At 43.3% G+C, this 17,692-nt stretch carries 17 protein-coding genes; 8 read left to right on the top strand and 9 right to left on the bottom strand.

The features are described from left to right. Positions 1 to 6: 6 nt before the first annotated feature. Entirely contained in the window at positions 7 to 468 is a 462-nt protein-coding gene (locus ACQY4U_RS02315) for an SRPBCC family protein (protein WP_428327759.1), read from the top strand. Between the two features lie 217 nt (positions 469 to 685). On the opposite strand, the gene ACQY4U_RS02310 is transcribed toward ACQY4U_RS02315, so the two are convergent. From ACQY4U_RS02310 to ACQY4U_RS02285, 6 genes are all read right to left on the bottom strand, one after another. Continuing rightward, positions 686 to 1,618, bottom strand: coding sequence for a hypothetical protein (locus ACQY4U_RS02310; RefSeq protein ID WP_428327758.1), 933 nt, complete (start codon positions 1,616 to 1,618; stop codon positions 686 to 688). Positions 1,619 to 1,709: 91 nt separating this feature from the next. Beyond that, entirely contained in the window at positions 1,710 to 2,894 is a 1,185-nt protein-coding gene (locus ACQY4U_RS02305) for a M20 metallopeptidase family protein (protein WP_428327757.1), read from the bottom strand. Then, positions 2,887 to 3,348 carry an SPOR domain-containing protein gene (locus ACQY4U_RS02300; protein ID WP_428327756.1) on the bottom strand — a complete coding sequence of 154 codons (462 nt, stop codon included), beginning with the start codon at positions 3,346 to 3,348 and terminating at the stop codon, positions 2,887 to 2,889. Before ACQY4U_RS02300 ends, ACQY4U_RS02305 begins: the two co-directional genes overlap by 8 nt. A 103-nt stretch (positions 3,349 to 3,451) precedes the next feature. Further along, positions 3,452 to 6,760: a preprotein translocase subunit SecA gene (gene secA, locus ACQY4U_RS02295; RefSeq protein WP_428327755.1), complete on the bottom strand. Its 3,309-nt coding sequence runs from the start codon at positions 6,758 to 6,760 to the stop codon at positions 3,452 to 3,454. A gap of 252 nt (positions 6,761 to 7,012) precedes the next feature. After that, complete coding sequence (locus ACQY4U_RS02290) at positions 7,013 to 7,897, bottom strand: cupin-like domain-containing protein (protein WP_428327754.1); 885 nt, start codon at positions 7,895 to 7,897, stop codon at positions 7,013 to 7,015. Between the two features lie 146 nt (positions 7,898 to 8,043). Continuing rightward, positions 8,044 to 8,574 (bottom strand): hypothetical protein, encoded by a 531-nt coding sequence (locus tag ACQY4U_RS02285; RefSeq protein ID WP_428327753.1) that lies wholly within the window; start codon positions 8,572 to 8,574, stop codon positions 8,044 to 8,046. A 125-nt stretch (positions 8,575 to 8,699) separates the two neighbouring features. On the opposite strand from ACQY4U_RS02285, the gene purD reads away from it, so the two are divergent. Beyond that, complete coding sequence (purD, locus tag ACQY4U_RS02280; protein ID WP_428327752.1) at positions 8,700 to 9,974, top strand: phosphoribosylamine--glycine ligase; 1,275 nt, start codon at positions 8,700 to 8,702, stop codon at positions 9,972 to 9,974. Between the two features lie 113 nt (positions 9,975 to 10,087). On the opposite strand, the gene ACQY4U_RS02275 is transcribed toward purD, so the two are convergent. Continuing rightward, positions 10,088 to 11,233 carry an NAD(P)/FAD-dependent oxidoreductase gene (locus ACQY4U_RS02275; RefSeq protein ID WP_428327751.1) on the bottom strand — a complete coding sequence of 382 codons (1,146 nt, stop codon included), beginning with the start codon at positions 11,231 to 11,233 and terminating at the stop codon, positions 10,088 to 10,090. A gap of 132 nt (positions 11,234 to 11,365) precedes the next feature. Here ACQY4U_RS02275 and ACQY4U_RS02270 point away from each other — a divergent pair, with 132 nt between their 5' ends. Then, positions 11,366 to 12,094: a zinc metallopeptidase gene (locus ACQY4U_RS02270; RefSeq protein WP_428327750.1), complete on the top strand. Its 729-nt coding sequence runs from the start codon at positions 11,366 to 11,368 to the stop codon at positions 12,092 to 12,094. A gap of 179 nt (positions 12,095 to 12,273) precedes the next feature. Then, positions 12,274 to 13,290 (top strand): YXWGXW repeat-containing protein, encoded by a 1,017-nt coding sequence (locus ACQY4U_RS02265; protein WP_428327749.1) that lies wholly within the window; start codon positions 12,274 to 12,276, stop codon positions 13,288 to 13,290. 70 nt (positions 13,291 to 13,360) lie between these two features. On the opposite strand, the gene apaG is transcribed toward ACQY4U_RS02265, so the two are convergent. Together apaG and dusB are read right to left on the bottom strand one after the other, a co-directional pair. After that, positions 13,361 to 13,747, bottom strand: a complete 387-nt coding sequence (apaG, locus tag ACQY4U_RS02260) for a Co2+/Mg2+ efflux protein ApaG (RefSeq protein ID WP_428327748.1) — start codon at positions 13,745 to 13,747, stop codon at positions 13,361 to 13,363. Between the two features lie 136 nt (positions 13,748 to 13,883). Continuing rightward, complete coding sequence (gene dusB, locus ACQY4U_RS02255) at positions 13,884 to 14,888, bottom strand: tRNA dihydrouridine synthase DusB (RefSeq protein WP_428327747.1); 1,005 nt, start codon at positions 14,886 to 14,888, stop codon at positions 13,884 to 13,886. Positions 14,889 to 14,925: 37 nt separating this feature from the next. Here dusB and ACQY4U_RS02250 point away from each other — a divergent pair, with 37 nt between their 5' ends. Genes ACQY4U_RS02250 through ACQY4U_RS02235 form a run of 4 tightly spaced genes read left to right on the top strand, consistent with a single transcriptional unit; the run spans position 14,926 to position 17,608 of the window. Further along, the gene (locus ACQY4U_RS02250) at positions 14,926 to 15,873 is read left to right on the top strand and encodes a lysostaphin resistance A-like protein (protein ID WP_428327746.1); all 948 of its coding nucleotides are present in this window, start codon (positions 14,926 to 14,928) and stop codon (positions 15,871 to 15,873) included. Then, positions 15,873 to 16,085, top strand: coding sequence for a putative signal transducing protein (locus ACQY4U_RS02245; protein ID WP_428327745.1), 213 nt, complete (start codon positions 15,873 to 15,875; stop codon positions 16,083 to 16,085). The genes ACQY4U_RS02250 and ACQY4U_RS02245 overlap by 1 nt, the downstream gene beginning before the upstream one ends. After that, complete coding sequence (locus ACQY4U_RS02240) at positions 16,082 to 16,891, top strand: phosphatidate cytidylyltransferase (RefSeq protein ID WP_428327744.1); 810 nt, start codon at positions 16,082 to 16,084, stop codon at positions 16,889 to 16,891. The genes ACQY4U_RS02245 and ACQY4U_RS02240 overlap by 4 nt, the downstream gene beginning before the upstream one ends. A gap of 24 nt (positions 16,892 to 16,915) precedes the next feature. Next, complete coding sequence (locus ACQY4U_RS02235; protein ID WP_428327743.1) at positions 16,916 to 17,608, top strand: phosphatidylserine decarboxylase family protein; 693 nt, start codon at positions 16,916 to 16,918, stop codon at positions 17,606 to 17,608. Positions 17,609 to 17,692: the final 84 nt, after the last annotated feature.

Here is a 17,692-nt window from a genome sequence, read left to right as displayed (position 1 = left end):
TATAGATTGGTCCATATAGAATTATCAACGCTTATAAAGGCTCCTGTTGCGCTTTGCTTTGATTTGGCAAGGAGTATTGACCTGCATGTGGAATCAACACAGCAAACGGGCGAAAAAGCAATAGCAGGACGTACCACAGGCTTGATAACAATGGGTGAAACCGTTACCTGGCGCGCAAAGCACTTCGGGATATGGCAAAACCTTACCTCAAAGATCACCCAGTTTGATCCGCCCAATTCCTTTACCGACGAAATGATTAGCGGGGCATTCAAAAGTTTCCGGCATGAGCATCTCTTTTTTGCCATAGGCAACGAAACCGTGATGAAAGACATCTTTATTTTTGAAGCACCCTTTGGCTGGCTTGGCGAATTAGTAAGCTATGCATTTATCGCCCGGTATATGGAAATGCTGCTGCTTAAAAGAAACCAGGTGATTAAGGAAACCGCTGAACGCGATCACAGATTTTAGGTGATTTTTTTGATTACACAGATTGAAGTCTTTTTTTCAAGGAGTGTTACCCTGTGTTATCCGAAGGATGGGCGCAGAGGCCTTTGCCCGCTGTGGTTCGAGAGCCTCACCACGACAGGCTTTTTAGTTTTTTATTTGGGTGTCATCCTGAGGTACTCGAAGGATGAGCGTAGAGGCCTTTCTTTATACGGTTGAATTAGCCACCGGCTTTATTAAATCACTTATTTTTTTGATAATCCTTGTGCACTACTAAAAAACTGGCGCGTTCTGTTTTGTGAAAGGGAATATCCCAGTTACCCTGGTAGGTTATTTTTGTGGGGAGCAGCTCGCCGTTAAATTTGTTGAGCTCAATGTTCATCTGCACATCAAAGCTGAATAAAAAATTATGATACTTCATATCCACATAGCGGCCAAGGATCTGGAAGGTACGCATATCAAAAATGGTGGTCATTTCCTTTATCATCACATCATTATCTGAAATGCTTGGCTTTCTTACCACCCTAAAACGATACACCGGGATGGTATCCATGTATTTACCCCGTGCAAACTGGTAGAAGTAATAATCACGCATATCTTTTGAAAAGATCTCGGTTTTGCCACTGATGAAAGGAATGCCTTTTACTTTGCGGCCCGGTGTAAATATCAGCGTCTTCAGCTTGTCTTTATAAGATTCGTTTTTCCCGCCCGACCCTGGCAGCGCATCACCCTTAACAAAATCGGAATTGTAGGCGTTCATAAATATAAAATCGAACATCTCTACCGTGTATAACTGGTATTTGCCATTGCTTTTATAAACCGTGCCGCTATCCCGCTTGGTAAGATACTCTATTTTGTGTTTGCCGTTTGGATTACTGTGCCTGAGCTTACGGTAAATCTTCCCGTCAACCCTGTTGTTTTTATCGTAAGTATAAATGCGGTTTTCGGCAACAAAATCGTAGCCCTTCATGTTTTGAAAGGCCTTGTAAAAGCTGGTATCAGCCATTACTGCATCAATAAAATCCTGTGCATTTAATCTGTGCGAATGAATATTGATGGCAGAGTCGATAACGATGGTACGAATGGTATCCGGGTTAAAGCGCTTGATCTGCTGGGCAAAAGAGGCTAAAGTAAGCGTGCAAAAGAAAAGGAGCAGGCAGATCTTTTTATTCATATAGGTTGATCATTGAATTACTCCCGGCATTAATATGTAAGCTATTGGTTTGATGAGATCCTGGAACCTGATTAATATCGATTGAAAAGTATTAGTTTCCCAGTTGTTTAATGGCTAAATAAGCCATCAGCCCGGTGCTTAGTTCCAATGCGCTTTCTTCCACATCAAATGTTGGGGTATGTACGGATGAGGTAATACCACGGCTTTCGTTACGTGTGCCCAAGCGGTAAAAACAAGCATCGGCAACCTGCGAGTAGTAGGCAAAATCTTCGGCAGCCATCCAAATATCCAGGTCGACCACGTTTTCTTTACCTAAATAATCTTCGGCATGGCTGCGTGTTGAGGCTGTCAGTTTTTCTTCGTTGATCAGGAAAGGGTAACCCCGAACAATATTAAAATCGCAGCTGCCACCCATGCTTTCGGCAATGCCTTCGGCCATTTTTTTCATTTTGATATGGGCTTCGCTGCGCCATTTCTCGTCCATTGTGCGGAACGTGCCTTCTAAATAAACCTCGTTAGGGATCACATTGGTAGCGCCATTGGCAATTACTTTACCGAATGATAATACCGACGGGCTTTTAGGATCAGCAAAGCGGCTGACGATCTGCTGTAAGGCAGTCAGCATATGGGCCATTATAATTACGGGGTCGATATTTTGCTGGGGTTGTGCGCCATGCCCGCCTTTACCCTTTACGGTAACATATAATTCATCGGTTGATGCCATATACTTACCCGCGCGGAAACCCACCTTACCGGCTTCTATAAGCGGCATTACATGCTGGCCTAATACGGCCTGTGGCTTAGGGTTTTCCAGTACGCCCTCTTTTATCATCAGGCTGGCACCGCCTGGGAGTTTTTCTTCAGCAGGCTGAAAGATCAGCTTAATGGTTCCGCCAAACTGGCTCTTTAATTCGGTTAATATTTTGGCTGTTCCTAATAACGACGAGGTGTGCGCATCATGGCCGCAGGCATGCATTACCCCAACATTTTGTGATTTGTAGGTAACATCATTAGCTTCGGTAATAGGCAGGGCATCCATATCGGCACGCAGGGCCACCACATTATCTGATGGTTTATCTCCGTGTATCAATGCTACCAAGCCATTATCCGCCATGCGCTCATATTTAAGTCCAAGCTCATCAAGCTTTGCAGCTACATAGGCCGATGTTTCAACCTCATGAAAAGATAGTTCAGGATGCGAATGCAAATGACGGCGGTTAGCCACTACATCGTTAAAAATAGTTTTTGATAACTGCTGGATCTGCTCTTTAATCATTGGTTGTATCCGTTTTAGGAATATTTATTTTTTCGGGAATGATGAACAGGCTGGTGAACATACCTGCAATTTCTTTCTGTAATTTCTCGGCTTCCAAACGTGTGCGGAAATCGCCTGCACGAACTTTAAAATTGGGCTCGTTATAAATAATATAGGTTTTAAGCTCAGGATAATCCTGGTTAAACTTTGCCTGTGCGCTGTAAGCCGCCTGCCTGCTCGAACCAAAAAATATCTGCACCCGGTAGCCGCTTGCAGTTTCTTCGCCGGTTAAATTGTTTTTATTTAATGATGCACGGCGGGCCATCAGGGTATCAATCAGCGGGTCTTTAACCACCTCTACCTTGCCTCTTGTTTGCGCAGCAGCCAAGTTCGGAAGCGCAAAAAACGCCATAAAAAAAATGCAGCATCCTATTGCGCTAAACTTAGCTTTGAAATAAGATGGTGCATTTTTCATGGTGTTGATATTAATGTCATTACAGGAAACCAACCCCGGCTTTATACAAGTCTCTCTGTATAGTTTGGGATTGCTTCGTTCCTCGCAATGACGCTTTATATTATTATACCTGGCCTACGCCGTGGCAGTTTTTATATTTTTTGCCGCTACCACAAGGGCATGGATCATTTCTGCCAATTTTTTGCTCAACCTTTACAGGTGTTGCTTTTTGCAGTTCGCGCATATCCTGTACAGGTACACCGTTTGATTCGGTCACCAGCTCAGGTTTTGAAGTACGCATTTTTTTCAGATCCAGCTTGGGCTGTGGTTTTGCTTCGCGAACTTCTTCGGGCTGCTGCTGTACCGGGATACCACCACGGAACAGGAAGCTCACCATCTCTTTGTTCACACTCGCTAACATCTGGCGGAACAATTCAAAAGCCTCAAACTTATAAACCAATAAAGGGTCCTTTTGTTCGTAAACGGCATTTTGTACTGATTGTTTCAGCTCATCCATTTCGCGCAAGTGCTCTTTCCAGGCATCATCAATCAGGTAAAGGGTTACGTTTTTCTCAAACGATTTAAATACTTCCAAACCATGATTGGCAACTGCCTTTTTAAGCGGAACAGATACCTGGATACCGTGGATGCCATCAGTAAACGGAACTACAACATCTTCTACATACTCGCCTCTGGTTTCAAAAACATCTTTTAAAACCGGATAGGCCTGTTGTGCAATAGCTTCCTGTTTGCGTTTGTAAAAGCTGTTCACTTCTTCAAAAGCAATGTCAACCAATGCATTAATTGATTTTGCGGTAAACTGATCATGGTCAATATCGGTATCAACAGAGAACAAACGGATCATCTCCAGCACAAAGCCTTCGTAATTGTTTGATTCTTTGTATTCGGTAACCACATCTTCAACCACATCAAAAATGGTGTTGTTCAAATCAACCTCTAAACGATCGCCAAATAAGGCATTTTTACGTTTAGAGTAAATAACGGTACGCTGTGAGTTCATCACATCATCATACTCCAGCAAACGCTTACGGATACCAAAGTTGTTTTCTTCTACCTTTTTCTGTGCGCGCTCAATTGAGTTTGATATCATGGAGTGCTGAATTACTTCGCCCTCTTCAATACCCATCTTCACCATCAGGTTCGAGATCCTTTCAGATCCGAATAAACGCATCAGGTTATCCTCTAATGATACAAAGAACTGTGATGAGCCCGGATCCCCCTGGCGGCCGGCACGGCCACGCAACTGGCGGTCAACACGGCGCGATTCATGACGCTCAGTACCCACAATGGCTAAACCGCCGGCTTCTTTAACGCCTGCGCCTAATTTTATATCCGTACCACGGCCTGCCATGTTGGTAGCAATGGTTACGGTGCCTGCCTGCCCTGCTTCGGCCACAATATCGGCCTCTTTCTGGTGCATTTTGGCATTCAGTACATTATGTTTTATACCGCGCAGCTTAAGCATGCGGCTCAATAGTTCTGAAATTTCAACTGATGTAGTACCCACCAATACCGGGCGGCCCGCTTTGGTTAAGCCAACAATCTCTTCGGCTACTGCATTGTATTTTTCACGTACGGTACGGTAAACCAAATCCTGCCTGTCATCTCGGCTGGCCGGTGTGTTGGTTGGTATTTCAACCACATCTAACTTATAAATTTCCCAAAACTCACCTGCTTCAGTTACTGCTGTACCCGTCATACCGCAAAGCTTGTGGTACATACGGAAGTAGTTTTGCAGTGTGATGGTTGCAAAAGTTTGGGTAGCATCTTCAACCTTTACGTTTTCTTTGGCTTCAATAGCCTGGTGCAAGCCATCAGAGTAGCGGCGACCATCAAGCACACGGCCTGTTTGCTCATCAACTATCTTAACCTTGCCATCATCTAAAATGTATTCGGTATCTTTTTCAAACAGGGTGTAAGCCTTTAATAACTGGTTAACAGAGTGGATCCGTTCAGATTTGATCGAAAAATCGCGCATCAGTTCATCCTTACGGCTAACTTTTTCTTCGGCGGGCAGGTTTGACTTCTCAATTTCAGAGATCTCGGTACCCACATCAGGCATCACAAAGAAATGAGTATCCTCGCCCGAAGCGGTGATCAGCTCAATACCTTTTTCGGCAAGCTCAACCTGGTTGTTCTTTTCATCAATGATGAAGAACAGCTCGGCATCAACCTTATGCATTTCCTTATTTTGGTCCTGCATGTAATAGTTCTCTGTTTTTTGCAGCAGCGATCTGTTAGCCCCCTCGCTTAAATATTTGATCAGTGCCTTGCTTTTAGGCATGCCCCTAAAGGCACGTAATAACGACATGCCGCCTTCTTCAGGACCGGTTTTGCCTTCTGCAATTTGTTTCTTAGCATCGTTCAGTATGCCATTAACATAATTTTTTTGTGCATTAACCAAACGCTCAATGCGTGGTTTTAGCTCATAAAACTCATGCTCATCACCACGCGGGATAGGGCCTGAAATAATTAAAGGTGTACGGGCATCATCAATTAAAACTGAATCGACCTCATCCACCATTGCAAAATGCAGCTTGCCTTGTACCAGCTCTTCAGGGCTGCGTGTCATGTTGTCACGCAGGTAATCAAAGCCGAACTCGTTATTGGTACCAAAAATAATGTCTGACTGGTACGCTTTGCGGCGCTCCTCAGAGTTTGGCTCATGCTTGTCAATACAATCAACCGATAACCCGTGGAACTCATATAATGGGCCCATCCACTCCGAGTCACGGCGTGCTAAGTAATCGTTCACGGTTACAATGTGTACGCCCTGGCCTGCAAGTGCATTTAAGTAAGCAGGCAGCGTAGCCACCAATGTTTTACCCTCACCAGTAGCCATTTCGGCAATTTTACCCTGGTGCAATACCGAGCCACCTATCAGCTGTACATCGTAGTGTACCATGTTCCAGGTAACTTCGTTACCGGCGGCTAACCAGGTATTATGGTGAATAGCCTTATCGCCTTTTATAATTACGTTTGATTTGCGCGCGGCAAGGTCACGGTCAAACTGGGTTGCAGTAACCTCAATGGTTTTATTTTCGGTAAACCTGCGGGCAGTTTCTTTAACCACTGCAAAACCAGCCGGAAGAATTTCTAATAAAATCTTTTCCAGTTCCTTGTTACGGTCCTTTTCTAACTTATCTAACTGGGTATATAGCTCAACTTTTTCATTTACGTCTAAATCGGCTTCGTTCTCGGTCCTTTCCTTAATAGCAGCTATTTCGCTGTCAATTTCGGCAAGGCCTTCACTTATTTTTTCTTTGAACCAGATGGTTTTTGCCCTAAGTTCATCATTGCTCAATTGATCAAGCTTGACATATTCTGCCCTAACTTTTTCAACTACAGGCAGTAAACTTTTTACATCCCGTTCTGATTTGCTTCCGAAAAGCTTACTTATAAAATTTAGCATGTTATTTTTATATGGTGCAACAAACTCAACAATTGCGCCATGTGCAATTATGAGCCATTATGACAGACAAAGTTACAGTTTAATCACAGATTTTTGCCGATTATTATGATTTCAACGATTAATGAACGCGGTAATCAGCCTTAAATTCCGGGGAATTGAAAATAAAAATGTCCCTTACTATGGATAAGAGACATTTGATATTGATATGCGTGAGCAGCTATCTTCAAAAATAAGGATAGGTTACTTAACTTATTATCGTTCCTGTGCGTTCATGATGCCGCCTACAATTTTGCCGTAAATAAGTACAGGTGCTGCAGCATACGAGATCTTTTTCTTCCAGTTTACATAACGGTCATTAATAAAGTTATCCCAGTTATTGCCGTTAAGCTGTGCGCGGCCCAGCGAGATACAAGGCTCGGTAATTTTGGTAGTATGCCACCATCCCGAAGGAAACAACAAGGTTTCGCCTTCTAACAGTGTAAATTCAATGGGTTTTGCTTCCTTAAACAGCGGGAACTTTTCATAATCCGGATCTAAAAAGTTAACCTGCGAAAATTTAGGATTATCCGGAAACGGGTACATACTTGGTGTTTGCTCCGGCGGATACATGATAAATACCTTTGAGCCGTATACCTGTGTTATTTGCGTGTGCATAAACAAGGCATCGTAATGCAGGTATGGGAAACTTGAGCCATTGCCACCTAAAAATATTTCATAAACGGTAGTGCCCTGCAAAAGCTGTTTGGGCATCAGCTTATGATTGATGCGGTCAATTTTTCCGTAGATGATCTCGGGTAAAAAATCGGCCATCAGTTCAGGAAAAACCTTTTCCACATTAAAGTTGTACGGATATGGTGCCGGGTTTGCGGCGGTTGAAGCTAACATCTGGTCGATAAAATCGTCCATTTTATAGGTAACTCCATTTATGGTTTTGGTTATATGGGCGTAATTATCTTTAAAATACTGCGGTGTAAGCTTTTTCATCGCTTTCCACTCTTTGGCAGCATCGGTTAAAACTACCGGGCGCGAGTGTTTTACATACTCGTTTATAAATTCATCCTGCGATAAATTTGTCCGTTTATCTACACCTTTAACCTCACTGTAATTTGTTAGGGGCTTAAACTGTTCAGTGACCATGTTTTATTAATTTGATTGTAACATTCAACGCGCTTTATCACCGTAATAAAGCATTGTTTTACAGCAAATTTAAATTAATAAAAAAGCCGTAACGGTTTATACGGTATTTTATACTACAGAGTTATAAGTAAATTAAAGATGGCAGATTATTGATTGTCTTCCATATCGCTGTTATCTTCTTCTTCGTCATCCTCACCTTCGTCAAACTCCTCAAAAAAGCGGTCTTCATCAAACATTAATTCTTCCAGCTTTTCCTGCTCGGGGGTGCTGCTATCAAAACGGATAGCCCAGTTATCGGGTATATCATAGCTTTTATCAAAGCCCAGTATCCAATCCACAAACACCATGCGGAACTCCTCTACTTTATCCCGCATCAGGTCTACATAATCTTCCTCGTTTATTTCAACCATTGATGCAAACGTAATGGCATTCAGCATATCGTGTACGGCAAGTTTTATCAAAACGGCGTTCTGCATGCGCAGGGTATACAGGCCGCCACCTTCGGCGCCTGCTATTTTTGCCTGTATCATGGCTGCGTTGCTAAACATTTGTGCGGCCAGGTCTTCTTTCATCTCGTTTTCTTTCAGCGCATCGGCAATAACCTCAACAAGGTCAAACAGTTCCTGCGCTTTTTGATAAACGGGCAGCTTTTCATATTTTTCTAAGCGACGGGTCATAGCCAGGTGTTTTATGTGAAGTTAAGCATTAATATAGTTATAGGGTTTAAAAGCATGCTGTTAAACTCTTTCTTCCGGATAGATGGTTTTGCAGACTTTCTGACTCAAAAAACTATCTTTGCCCCATGAATATCCTGATCATCGGTTCTGGCGGAAGGGAAAGTGCCTTCGCCTGGAAATTATCACAAAGCCCTAAATGTGAAAACCTTTTTATTGCACCCGGTAATGCCGGCACCAGCCAGTATGGTACCAATGTTGATATTAAGGTAACCGATTTTGAAGGCATTAAGACCCTTGTTTTAAATAAGGATATTAACCTTGTTTTGGTAGGCCCCGAAGAACCACTGGTTAAAGGGATCCATGATTTTTTCCTGGCGGATGATTTATTGAAGAATATCCCCGTTGTTGGCCCGCAGCAGGAAGGTGCCCAACTGGAAGGCAGCAAAGATTTTTCAAAGCAGTTTATGGTGCGCAACAACATCCCGGCGGCAGCATCAAAAACTTTTACTAAAGATACTTTACAGGAAGGTAACCAATACCTGGCAACCATAGGATTGCCCATAGTTTTAAAAGCAGATGGGTTGGCAGCCGGTAAGGGTGTACTGATATGCCTGAGCGTTGAAGAAGCACAGCAGGAGCTAAAAGAAATGCTTACCGAAGCCAAATTTGGTGATGCCAGCTCTCGCGTGGTGGTTGAGCAGTTTTTACAGGGAATAGAGCTTTCGGTTTTTGTTTTAAGCGATGGTACCAACTATAAAATATTACCCGAAGCAAAAGACTATAAACGCATTGGCGAAGGTGATACCGGTTTAAATACCGGGGGCATGGGTTCTGTATCGCCGGTGCCGTTTGCTGATGCTGCCTTTATGAAGAAGGTAGAGGAGCGCGTAATTATACCAACCGTTGAAGGGTTAAAAAAGGAAAATATACCATACAAGGGCTTTATTTTTATTGGCCTGATGAACAGCGATGGCGAACCTAATGTAATTGAATACAATTGCCGCATGGGCGACCCGGAAACCGAAAGTGTAATGTTACGGATAGAATCAGACTTTGTGGACTTGCTGCAAGGCGTTGCCGAGGGCAACCTGAACGAAAAAGAATTAATCATATCGCCAAAAACAGCTGCAACCGTAGTGATGGTTGCGGGCGGTTATCCAAGCGAATACTTAAAGCATAAAACCATTACCGGGATTGAGAATGTGCGCGACTCACAGGTTTTTCATGCCGGTACATATATGGATGGTGAGGATGTTAAAACATCAGGCGGTCGCGTTTTAGCGGTTACTTCTTTACAGGATAATATGTTTGCTGCCCTGCAACAAGCCACAGCCGATGCCGCCCGTATTTATTACGATGGTATGTATTTCCGGAAGGATATTGGGTTTGATTTGTTATAAGTGAGTTAACGTTTTACCGCTATTAAGTGGCTGTCACCCTGAGGTATTCGAAGGGTAAGCGCAAAGGCCTTGTCCACATGATTAGAACTCTTCTGCATGAGGATTTTTTAACTTTACAAAGCTGCCAATACTAAATCTGCAACTTCTTCTCCAACCAGGCTACCCATTGCTACGCCCATGCCATTGCATCGTACAGCGCAAAATATACCGGGCTCAACCTGTTTAACAATCGGGTTGATAGCCTCACCAAAACCCATGATACCGCTCCACCAATAATCAATTTCAAATGGCTGGCCGGGTAATATTACTTTTTTTAAATAGTGGGTTAATTTTTGCTGAACGGCTTCGGTTTGTCCAAACTCCAGGGTTTCTTCGGCAGCAAAATCAAGATTACGGCCACCGCCAAAAAGTACCCGGTTATCAATATTGCGGAAATAGTAATAGCCCTCATCAAAATGATATGTGCCTTTTAACTTAAGCCCCGCAATGGGTTTGGTTACCAGCACCTGCCCGCGGCCAGGTATCACCTTCAACTCCGGAAAGAGCTGGCTGGCAAATGCATTGGTTGCTAAAATTACTTTGCCCGCTTTAAAATTGCCCTGCGTGGTTTGCAGCTCAACCTGGCCGCCGTTGTTTTCTATCTTCAAAATCTCACAGCCGTTTAAAACAAGTATGCCCGCATTGTAAACTCTGCTTAATAAAGCACGCATCATTTTACCGGTATGTATCTGTCCTTCAAACGGGTTATAGATCATCCTGCTTACGCCCTTAAAACCAAAGTCTGCTATTTTGGCATTAGCTACTGAATAAATGTCGTGACCTTCAATAGCCTCTTTTAACAAATTGTTCAGTTTATCCAGCTGTTTAATGCAGTTATCTGCTCGGGTAGTATCATCGTCCATAAACAATTCGTAACCGCCATGCTGCTGATAGTTAATTGCATCGTCGCCTAAGTTTTGGCGCAGTCGCTGCAGTCCTCGCCATTTATAGTTAACCAAGAGCAAAACTTCATCGGCGGTAGAATGGCTAAGTGCATCAATTTGCTCAGAAACGGTACCGAAACAAGCAAACCCGGCATTTTTTGTACTTGCACCGGTGGGTAAAAAGCCCCGCTCCAAAACCAGTATTTTTAAGGCCGGCGCTTGTTTTTTTAAATGCAGCGCCGCACTTAAACCCACCAGGCCGCTGCCAATGATAATTACATCGGCATTATCAATAAATGCGGTACGTTCCCAGTACGAAAATGTGTTTGTTCCCAATACGTTATTATATTTTACGGAATACTTTTTGTAAATCTTATTTGTGGAGTGCTAATTATGTCGGCATTAAAATTATTAAATTTCATTGCCCGGCGGAAACGTTAATGCGCCACACCTAAAACTAATAAAAACATGAACCATTTAGCATTAATTACCGGTTTTATAGGCTATAATTCAGCCTGGTTTTTGATGATCGTTATTGCAATAGTAAGCTTTATTGTTCAATGGCGTTTCAAAAGTAAATTTAAACAATATGCCGAGATCAGCCTGCTCTCGGGCCTTTCAGGAAAGGAAGTAGCCGAACAGATGCTGCGCGATAATGGTATTTATGATGTGCAGGTGGTATCAGTTGAGGGCCAGCTAACCGATCATTACAACCCCGAAACAAAAACCGTTAACCTAAGCCCTGATGTTTATTACAGCCGCAGCGTGGCCTCGGCTGCAGTTGCCGCGCATGAGTGCGGGCACGCAGTTCAGCATGCGCGCTCCTATAGCTGGCTAAATATGCGTACGGCAATGGTTCCGGTTATTAATGTGGCTTCAACCTTAACACAATGGACCTTATTTATAGGTGTTATGCTGTTGTTTTTTACACATAACCCCTATGTGCTGGCCATTGGTGTTGCAGCGCTGGCGGTAGTTACTGCTTTTAGTTTTATAACCCTCCCCGTTGAGTTTGATGCCAGCAACAGGGCGCTTGCCTGGTTAAACAATAATTACGCGGTAATGCAAACCAGCAAGGAGCATGAACAAGCCAAAGATGCCCTTTGGTGGGCCGCCATGACCTATGTTGTTGCTGCTTTAAGTGCATTGGCTACCTTGTTATATTACGCATCGTTTTTGGTGAACAGGCGAAACTAATGCGATAGATGAATTGATTGTAAAAAGCTTCCCAGCATCAAAAGGGAGGCTTTTTTGCGTTTTTATGGTTGATTTTGCAGGGATGCATGAGATTAGGATTGCATTAGAATTTGCTTTTAAGGCTGGGTTGATTAAACATTCTTAATTTTTGTTTGTCATACCATTAAAATAAATCTATAATGAAAAAGATAGCAAAAATATTAGCGTTAGCTTGTTTGGTATGCTTTGCAGCGCCAAGAACCTATGCACAAGTAAGTATAGGTGTATCCGTTAGGATAGGCCCGCCGGCATTGCCTGTTTATGTACAGCCACCATGCCCAACTGATGGTTATTTATGGCAGCCCGGTTACTGGGCTTATGATGATGCCGATGGTTATTACTGGGTACCCGGTGTTTGGGTAGCCCCGCCAAATCCGGGATTATTATGGACACCATCTTACTGGGGTTATGCCGGCGGAATGTATGGTTACCATCCAGGTTACTGGGGCCCGCACGTAGGCTTTTACGGCGGTATTAATTATGGTTTTGGTTACGGCGGCGTAGGTTTTGTTGGCGGTGGATGGTCTGGAAACCATTTCCGTTATAACACAGCTGTTGTGAATGTTAACAGAACAGTGATACATAATACTTACATTGACCGTACGGTTATTAATAACACAACTATAAATAACCACGCCAGCTTTAATGGCCCGGGTGGTGTTAATGCAAGGCCACGCCCCGAAGAAGAGGCAGCCATGAGAGAGCAGCACGTACAGCCAACCAGCAGGCAATTGGCCCACCAGCAGGCCGCTCACAGCGACAGAGCTCAGTTTGCATCGGTAAACCACGGAAGGCCTGCTGCAACAGCTATGAACAGGGTAGGCGGGCATTCATTTAATCAGCAGGGTCATGCTGCACCAGCCAACCATAACGTAGCCAATCGCGAAGGTGAAGCTAACCATCAACCTAATGCAGGCCGCCAGCCAAATGCTGAGAGGCAAGCGGGTGAGCAACATGCACAGGCCCCGCAGCAGGAGCGTATGCAACAGCAGCACGCACAGCAACAACAACATGCTCAACAGCAGCAGCGCCAACCACAAGGCCAGCAGCAGCAACGGATGCAGCAGCAACATGCACAACCGCAGCAGCATGCGCAACATGTACAGCAGCCGCACAATAACCCAAGGCCTGCCGAACAACATCAAAGGCACAGGTAATAAGGTATAAAATAAAACCCCGGCTGAACTTCAGCCGGGGTTTTATTTTATAGTGAAGAAATAATTTTTCTTAGTTCATTCTGTACGGAGCGATCAGGTAAAACTCAGGGATCTGTACATTAAATGATGAGTTATCAACCATGCGCGACATCTGGTATTCGCCTTTCATGCTGCCCATATCCGTTTTTAAGTTACAGCCCGAAACATACTCATGCGATTGCCCGGGCTCAATAATTGGCTGTTGTCCTACAACGCCTTCGCCTTCAACTTCTCTTTTTGCTCCATTTGAGTCAAATATATACCAATGCCTTCCTAAAAGCCTCACTGCATAACTACCCAGGTTTTCTATGGTTACTTTATAAGCAAACATAAAATGATCATTACCCGGATTAGAATATTCAGGCTGATAGATGGTTTCCACCGAAACCTTAACACCGTCTGTAATAGTAGTAACCATATCAGGATCTGTTTTAATTCAAATATATATTAATAGGTCAAATATTGAGCCATTAATAAAAAAAATCATAGAATTTTATAAGTATAACGCCCTGAGCTGAAAGTATTAAAACCTTTTTACAGTGCTGTGAGTATTGCTACAGGCTTACTGCTTCGCCGGCATACCTTGGGTTTTGGCTTACTTCGTTTAATATACACATTACTTCGTCAAGCGTTCCGGCGGTAACCAGGCGCATGCGGTATTCTTTAAAGTTGTCAATCCCCTTAAAGTAGTTGGAGTAATGCCTGCGCATTTCAAATATCCCGGTTTTAGGGCCTTTCCACTCCATTGATTTATGCAGATGCGTTGTGCAGGCATCAATACGCTCGGCAATGGTTGGTTTTTCCAGGTGTTCGCCGGTTTTAAAAAAGTGCTTTATCTCTCTGAAGATCCAGGGGTAGCCTATTGCCGCCCGGCCAATCATCATACCGTCAACATCATATTCCATGCGCCAGTTGGCTGCCTTCTCGGGCGAATCAATATCCCCGTTGCCAAAAATCGGAATCTTTATCCTCGGGTTCTTTTTAATATCGCGGATCAGGGCCCAATCGGCAACGCCTTTATACATTTGTGCCCTTGTGCGGCCATGTATGGTTAATGCCTTAATACCAACATCCTGCAAACGTTCGGCAACTTCGTAAACATTTTTAGTGTTATCGTCCCAGCCCAGGCGTGTTTTTACGGTTACCGGCAAATGGGTAGCATTAACAACCGCTTTGGTCATGGCTACCATTTTATCAATATCCTGTAAAAGGCTTGCACCTGCACCGCGGCATGCTACCTGTTTTACAGGGCAACCATAGTTAATATCCATCAGGTCAGGGCCTGCCAAGGATGCTATTTCGGTAGCTTCGCGCATGTGTTCAATATCACTGCCGAAGATCTGGATGCCTATAGGGCGCTCGTATTCAAAAATATCAAGTTTCTGGCGGCTTTTGGCTGCATCACGGATCAATCCCTCGCTTGAGATGAACTCCGTATACATCATATCAGCCCCATGCTGTTTGCACACGTACCGGAATGGCGGATCGCTTACATCTTCCATCGGCGCCAGCAACAGCGGGAACTCTCCTAAATCTATATTTCCTATTTGTACAGACATGACTTATCTTCGTTGCAAAAATACGAATTTTAAGCGGATGACAGACAAGCCATACAAAGACTTACAAAACGGTTACAACCAAACACATCCGGCTTTACAGTTTTTAATATTTGCAGGGGTATTTGCGGGTTTCTTTTTTGTGGCTAATTTGTTGGGTATAGCTGCTATTTTTGCGCTTTACGGGGCCAAAACACTTATGTCAATAGGTAGTTTGGATACTACCGCACCGCATTTTGTTACGGCTTTATGGATACTGCAAACCGTAGGCACTACCTTCCCCATTTTTGCGGCCCCTGTGTTTTTTGCTTATGTAATTGCCCGCGATCCTCAGGATTATATTAAGCCAAGCTTCCGGTTTGACTGGAAACTGATCGTGGTCATCTTCGTAATTATGTTTGCCTCGATGCCTTTGATAGAGTATTTATCAAACATCAACCAAAAACTGATGCTGCCCAAATCCTTAAGCGGTCTGCAAAAATGGATAGTTGACAGCGAGGCCAGCGCCCAAAAACTAATGGTAGTAATGCTGAAGATGAACGGTATTGCCGATATGATATTTGATGTGCTGTTTATTGGCCTGCTTACCGCCATTGTTGAGGAGTTTATGTTCAGGGGGGTACTGCAAACCATATTTGTAAGGTGGACAAAAAACACCCATGCCGCCGTTTGGATAACGGCTATATTGTTCAGTGCCTTCCATATGGAGTTTTTAGGTTTTTTACCAAGGCTTTTACTGGGCGCATTTTTTGGTTATTTTGTTGCCTGGAGCGGCAGTATATGGACAGGGGTTTTAGCGCATTTTATTAATAACGCTACCGATGTGATTGCTACTTACCTGATTCAGCATAAGGTGATCAATATTGATCCAAACAACCAGCATGTATTTAATTATGCCGGCTATTTATTAAGCCTGCTAATTGTGATACTTTTGCTATTTATTTATAAAAAAATAACAGCCCGAAAAGAACAATCATTGCAATATTAATGGAAAAAAACTGGGTCAGGATCTTTACCTCTTCTAATTATTTCAGATCAGAAATGGTAAAACAGGCCTTGGAAGGAAATCATATTGACGCCGTATTGCTTAACAAACAGGATTCATCTCACCGCGTTTTTGGCAATATTGAAGTTTATGTGCACCAGCGCGATTTTAGCAATGCTATTGAAATTATAATACTGAATCAAATTAACCCATGAAAACACGCGCCATAACCGGCTTCTTTTTTGTACTTGTAATGCTTTGCTCTTTCTTTTTCGGGCATTATCCATTCGGTATCTTTTTTTTAATACTGAGTATTTTATGCTTGCGGGAGTTTTACGGCCTTATTAAACAAACCGGCCTGCAACCCAATACGCAGGCAGGCTTAATAAACGGTGCGTTTATTTATATTGTATTTGCCTTAATTACCTATAAGGATAGCCCCGATGTGCATAAACTACTGTTTTTGCTTACGCTTACCGTAAGCAGTATTTTTATACACGAGCTGTTCAAAAAATCTGAAGCGCCGTTTACCAACATAGCTTATACCCTGTTAGGTTTAGGGCTTGTGTGTGTGCCATTTACCTTTTTCCATGCAATGGCCTATATAAAAGGCGATTTTAACTTTCATTACCCGCTGGCATTTATGCTGCTGCTTTGGGCTAATGATACAGGCGCTTACCTGGTTGGCTATAAGTTTGGCCGTACCAAACTGTTTGAGCGCCATTCGCCTAAAAAAACATGGGAAGGTTTTATCGGTGGCGTAGTAATTGCCGGGGCGGCATCATTTGCCATAGGTCATTTCTTTCCCGAGCTGCAATGGACCCAATGGCTATCTGTTGCGGTACTCATCTCCTGCTTTGGTACTTTGGGCGATTTAATTGAATCGATGTTTAAGCGCAGCATCAACGTAAAAGACTCCGGCGGCATACTGCCCGGCCACGGTGGTTTGCTCGATCGTTTTGATGGTTTGTTTATAGCAGCACCAATTGTATATACTTATCTGTACTTAATTTCAAATTAATAACTTTGTAAAAAGAATAAAAAAATGACTTTCCATAAAGAAGGATACACCTCACTTGCCATTTGCATACTGTTCATCATGGTTTTAAATGCCGTGGTACAGTTTTATTTTCCCGAAGCACATGTTGTGAAGTGGATCATATACATACTTTCGTTCCTGCTGTTTGTAATCATCGTACAGTTTTTCCGCAGCCCTTCAATCACTATAAATACCGACGACAAGCAAGTACTTTGCCCTGCCGATGGTAAGGTAGTAGTAATTGAAGAGATTGTTGAAACTGAATTTTTGAAGGATAAAAGGATCCAGCTTTCGGTTTTTATGTCGCCTGTAAATGTGCATATTAACCGTAACCCAATAGCGGGTGTGGTTAAATATTTTAAATATAACCCGGGTAAATACCTGGTGGCATGGCACCCAAAATCATCAACCGAAAATGAGCGTACAACCATCGCCATTGAAAATAAAGAGGGTGTAGTTGTATTGTTCCGCCAGATAGCGGGGGCCTTAGCCCGCCGTATTGTATGGTATGTAAAAGAAGGTGATACCGTTGAGCAGGGTGCGCAGTTTGGCTTTATAAAGTTTGGCTCAAGGGTTGATGTTTTTTTACCCCTTGGATCAGAAATTAAGGTTGAACTTGGCCAGGTTGTAAAAGGCGGCCGCACCGTATTGGCCGAACTGCCTGCCATTGCAGCACCGGCAAAAATCAAAAAAGCATAAATAAAATTACCGGCGTTTATAGAACCCCGGATGATATAAAAAAAAGGCATCCCGAACAGGATGCCTTTTTAGTTGTAAGAATTT

It is taken from the genome of Mucilaginibacter sp. (genome assembly GCF_965277465.1).
Taxonomy (GTDB): domain Bacteria; phylum Bacteroidota; class Bacteroidia; order Sphingobacteriales; family Sphingobacteriaceae; genus Mucilaginibacter.
Note: the sequence above shows the minus strand (reverse complement) of the source record. Positions and strands in the feature narration are given on the sequence as shown.

Bases quoted from the DNA above. Each gene is read 5' to 3' on its own strand.
- ACQY4U_RS02270 (WP_428327750.1), top strand. From the start codon at position 11,366: ATGAACCATTTAGCATTAATTACCGGTTTTATAGGCTATAATTCAGCC.
- ACQY4U_RS02235 (WP_428327743.1), top strand. From the start codon at position 16,916: ATGACTTTCCATAAAGAAGGATACACCTCACTTGCCATTTGCATACTG.
- ACQY4U_RS02300 (WP_428327756.1), bottom strand. From the start codon at position 3,348: ATGAAAAATGCACCATCTTATTTCAAAGCTAAGTTTAGCGCAATAGGA.
- ACQY4U_RS02285 (WP_428327753.1), bottom strand. From the start codon at position 8,574: ATGACCCGTCGCTTAGAAAAATATGAAAAGCTGCCCGTTTATCAAAAA.
- ACQY4U_RS02290 (WP_428327754.1), bottom strand. From the start codon at position 7,897: ATGGTCACTGAACAGTTTAAGCCCCTAACAAATTACAGTGAGGTTAAA.
- ACQY4U_RS02245 (WP_428327745.1), top strand. From the start codon at position 15,873: ATGGAAAAAAACTGGGTCAGGATCTTTACCTCTTCTAATTATTTCAGA.
- secA (WP_428327755.1), bottom strand. From the start codon at position 6,760: ATGCTAAATTTTATAAGTAAGCTTTTCGGAAGCAAATCAGAACGGGAT.
- ACQY4U_RS02250 (WP_428327746.1), top strand. From the start codon at position 14,926: ATGACAGACAAGCCATACAAAGACTTACAAAACGGTTACAACCAAACA.
- purD (WP_428327752.1), top strand. From the start codon at position 8,700: ATGAATATCCTGATCATCGGTTCTGGCGGAAGGGAAAGTGCCTTCGCC.
- ACQY4U_RS02265 (WP_428327749.1), top strand. From the start codon at position 12,274: ATGAAAAAGATAGCAAAAATATTAGCGTTAGCTTGTTTGGTATGCTTT.
- apaG (WP_428327748.1), bottom strand. From the start codon at position 13,747: ATGGTTACTACTATTACAGACGGTGTTAAGGTTTCGGTGGAAACCATC.
- ACQY4U_RS02240 (WP_428327744.1), top strand. From the start codon at position 16,082: ATGAAAACACGCGCCATAACCGGCTTCTTTTTTGTACTTGTAATGCTT.
- dusB (WP_428327747.1), bottom strand. From the start codon at position 14,888: ATGTCTGTACAAATAGGAAATATAGATTTAGGAGAGTTCCCGCTGTTG.
- ACQY4U_RS02310 (WP_428327758.1), bottom strand. From the start codon at position 1,618: ATGAATAAAAAGATCTGCCTGCTCCTTTTCTTTTGCACGCTTACTTTA.
- ACQY4U_RS02305 (WP_428327757.1), bottom strand. From the start codon at position 2,894: ATGATTAAAGAGCAGATCCAGCAGTTATCAAAAACTATTTTTAACGAT.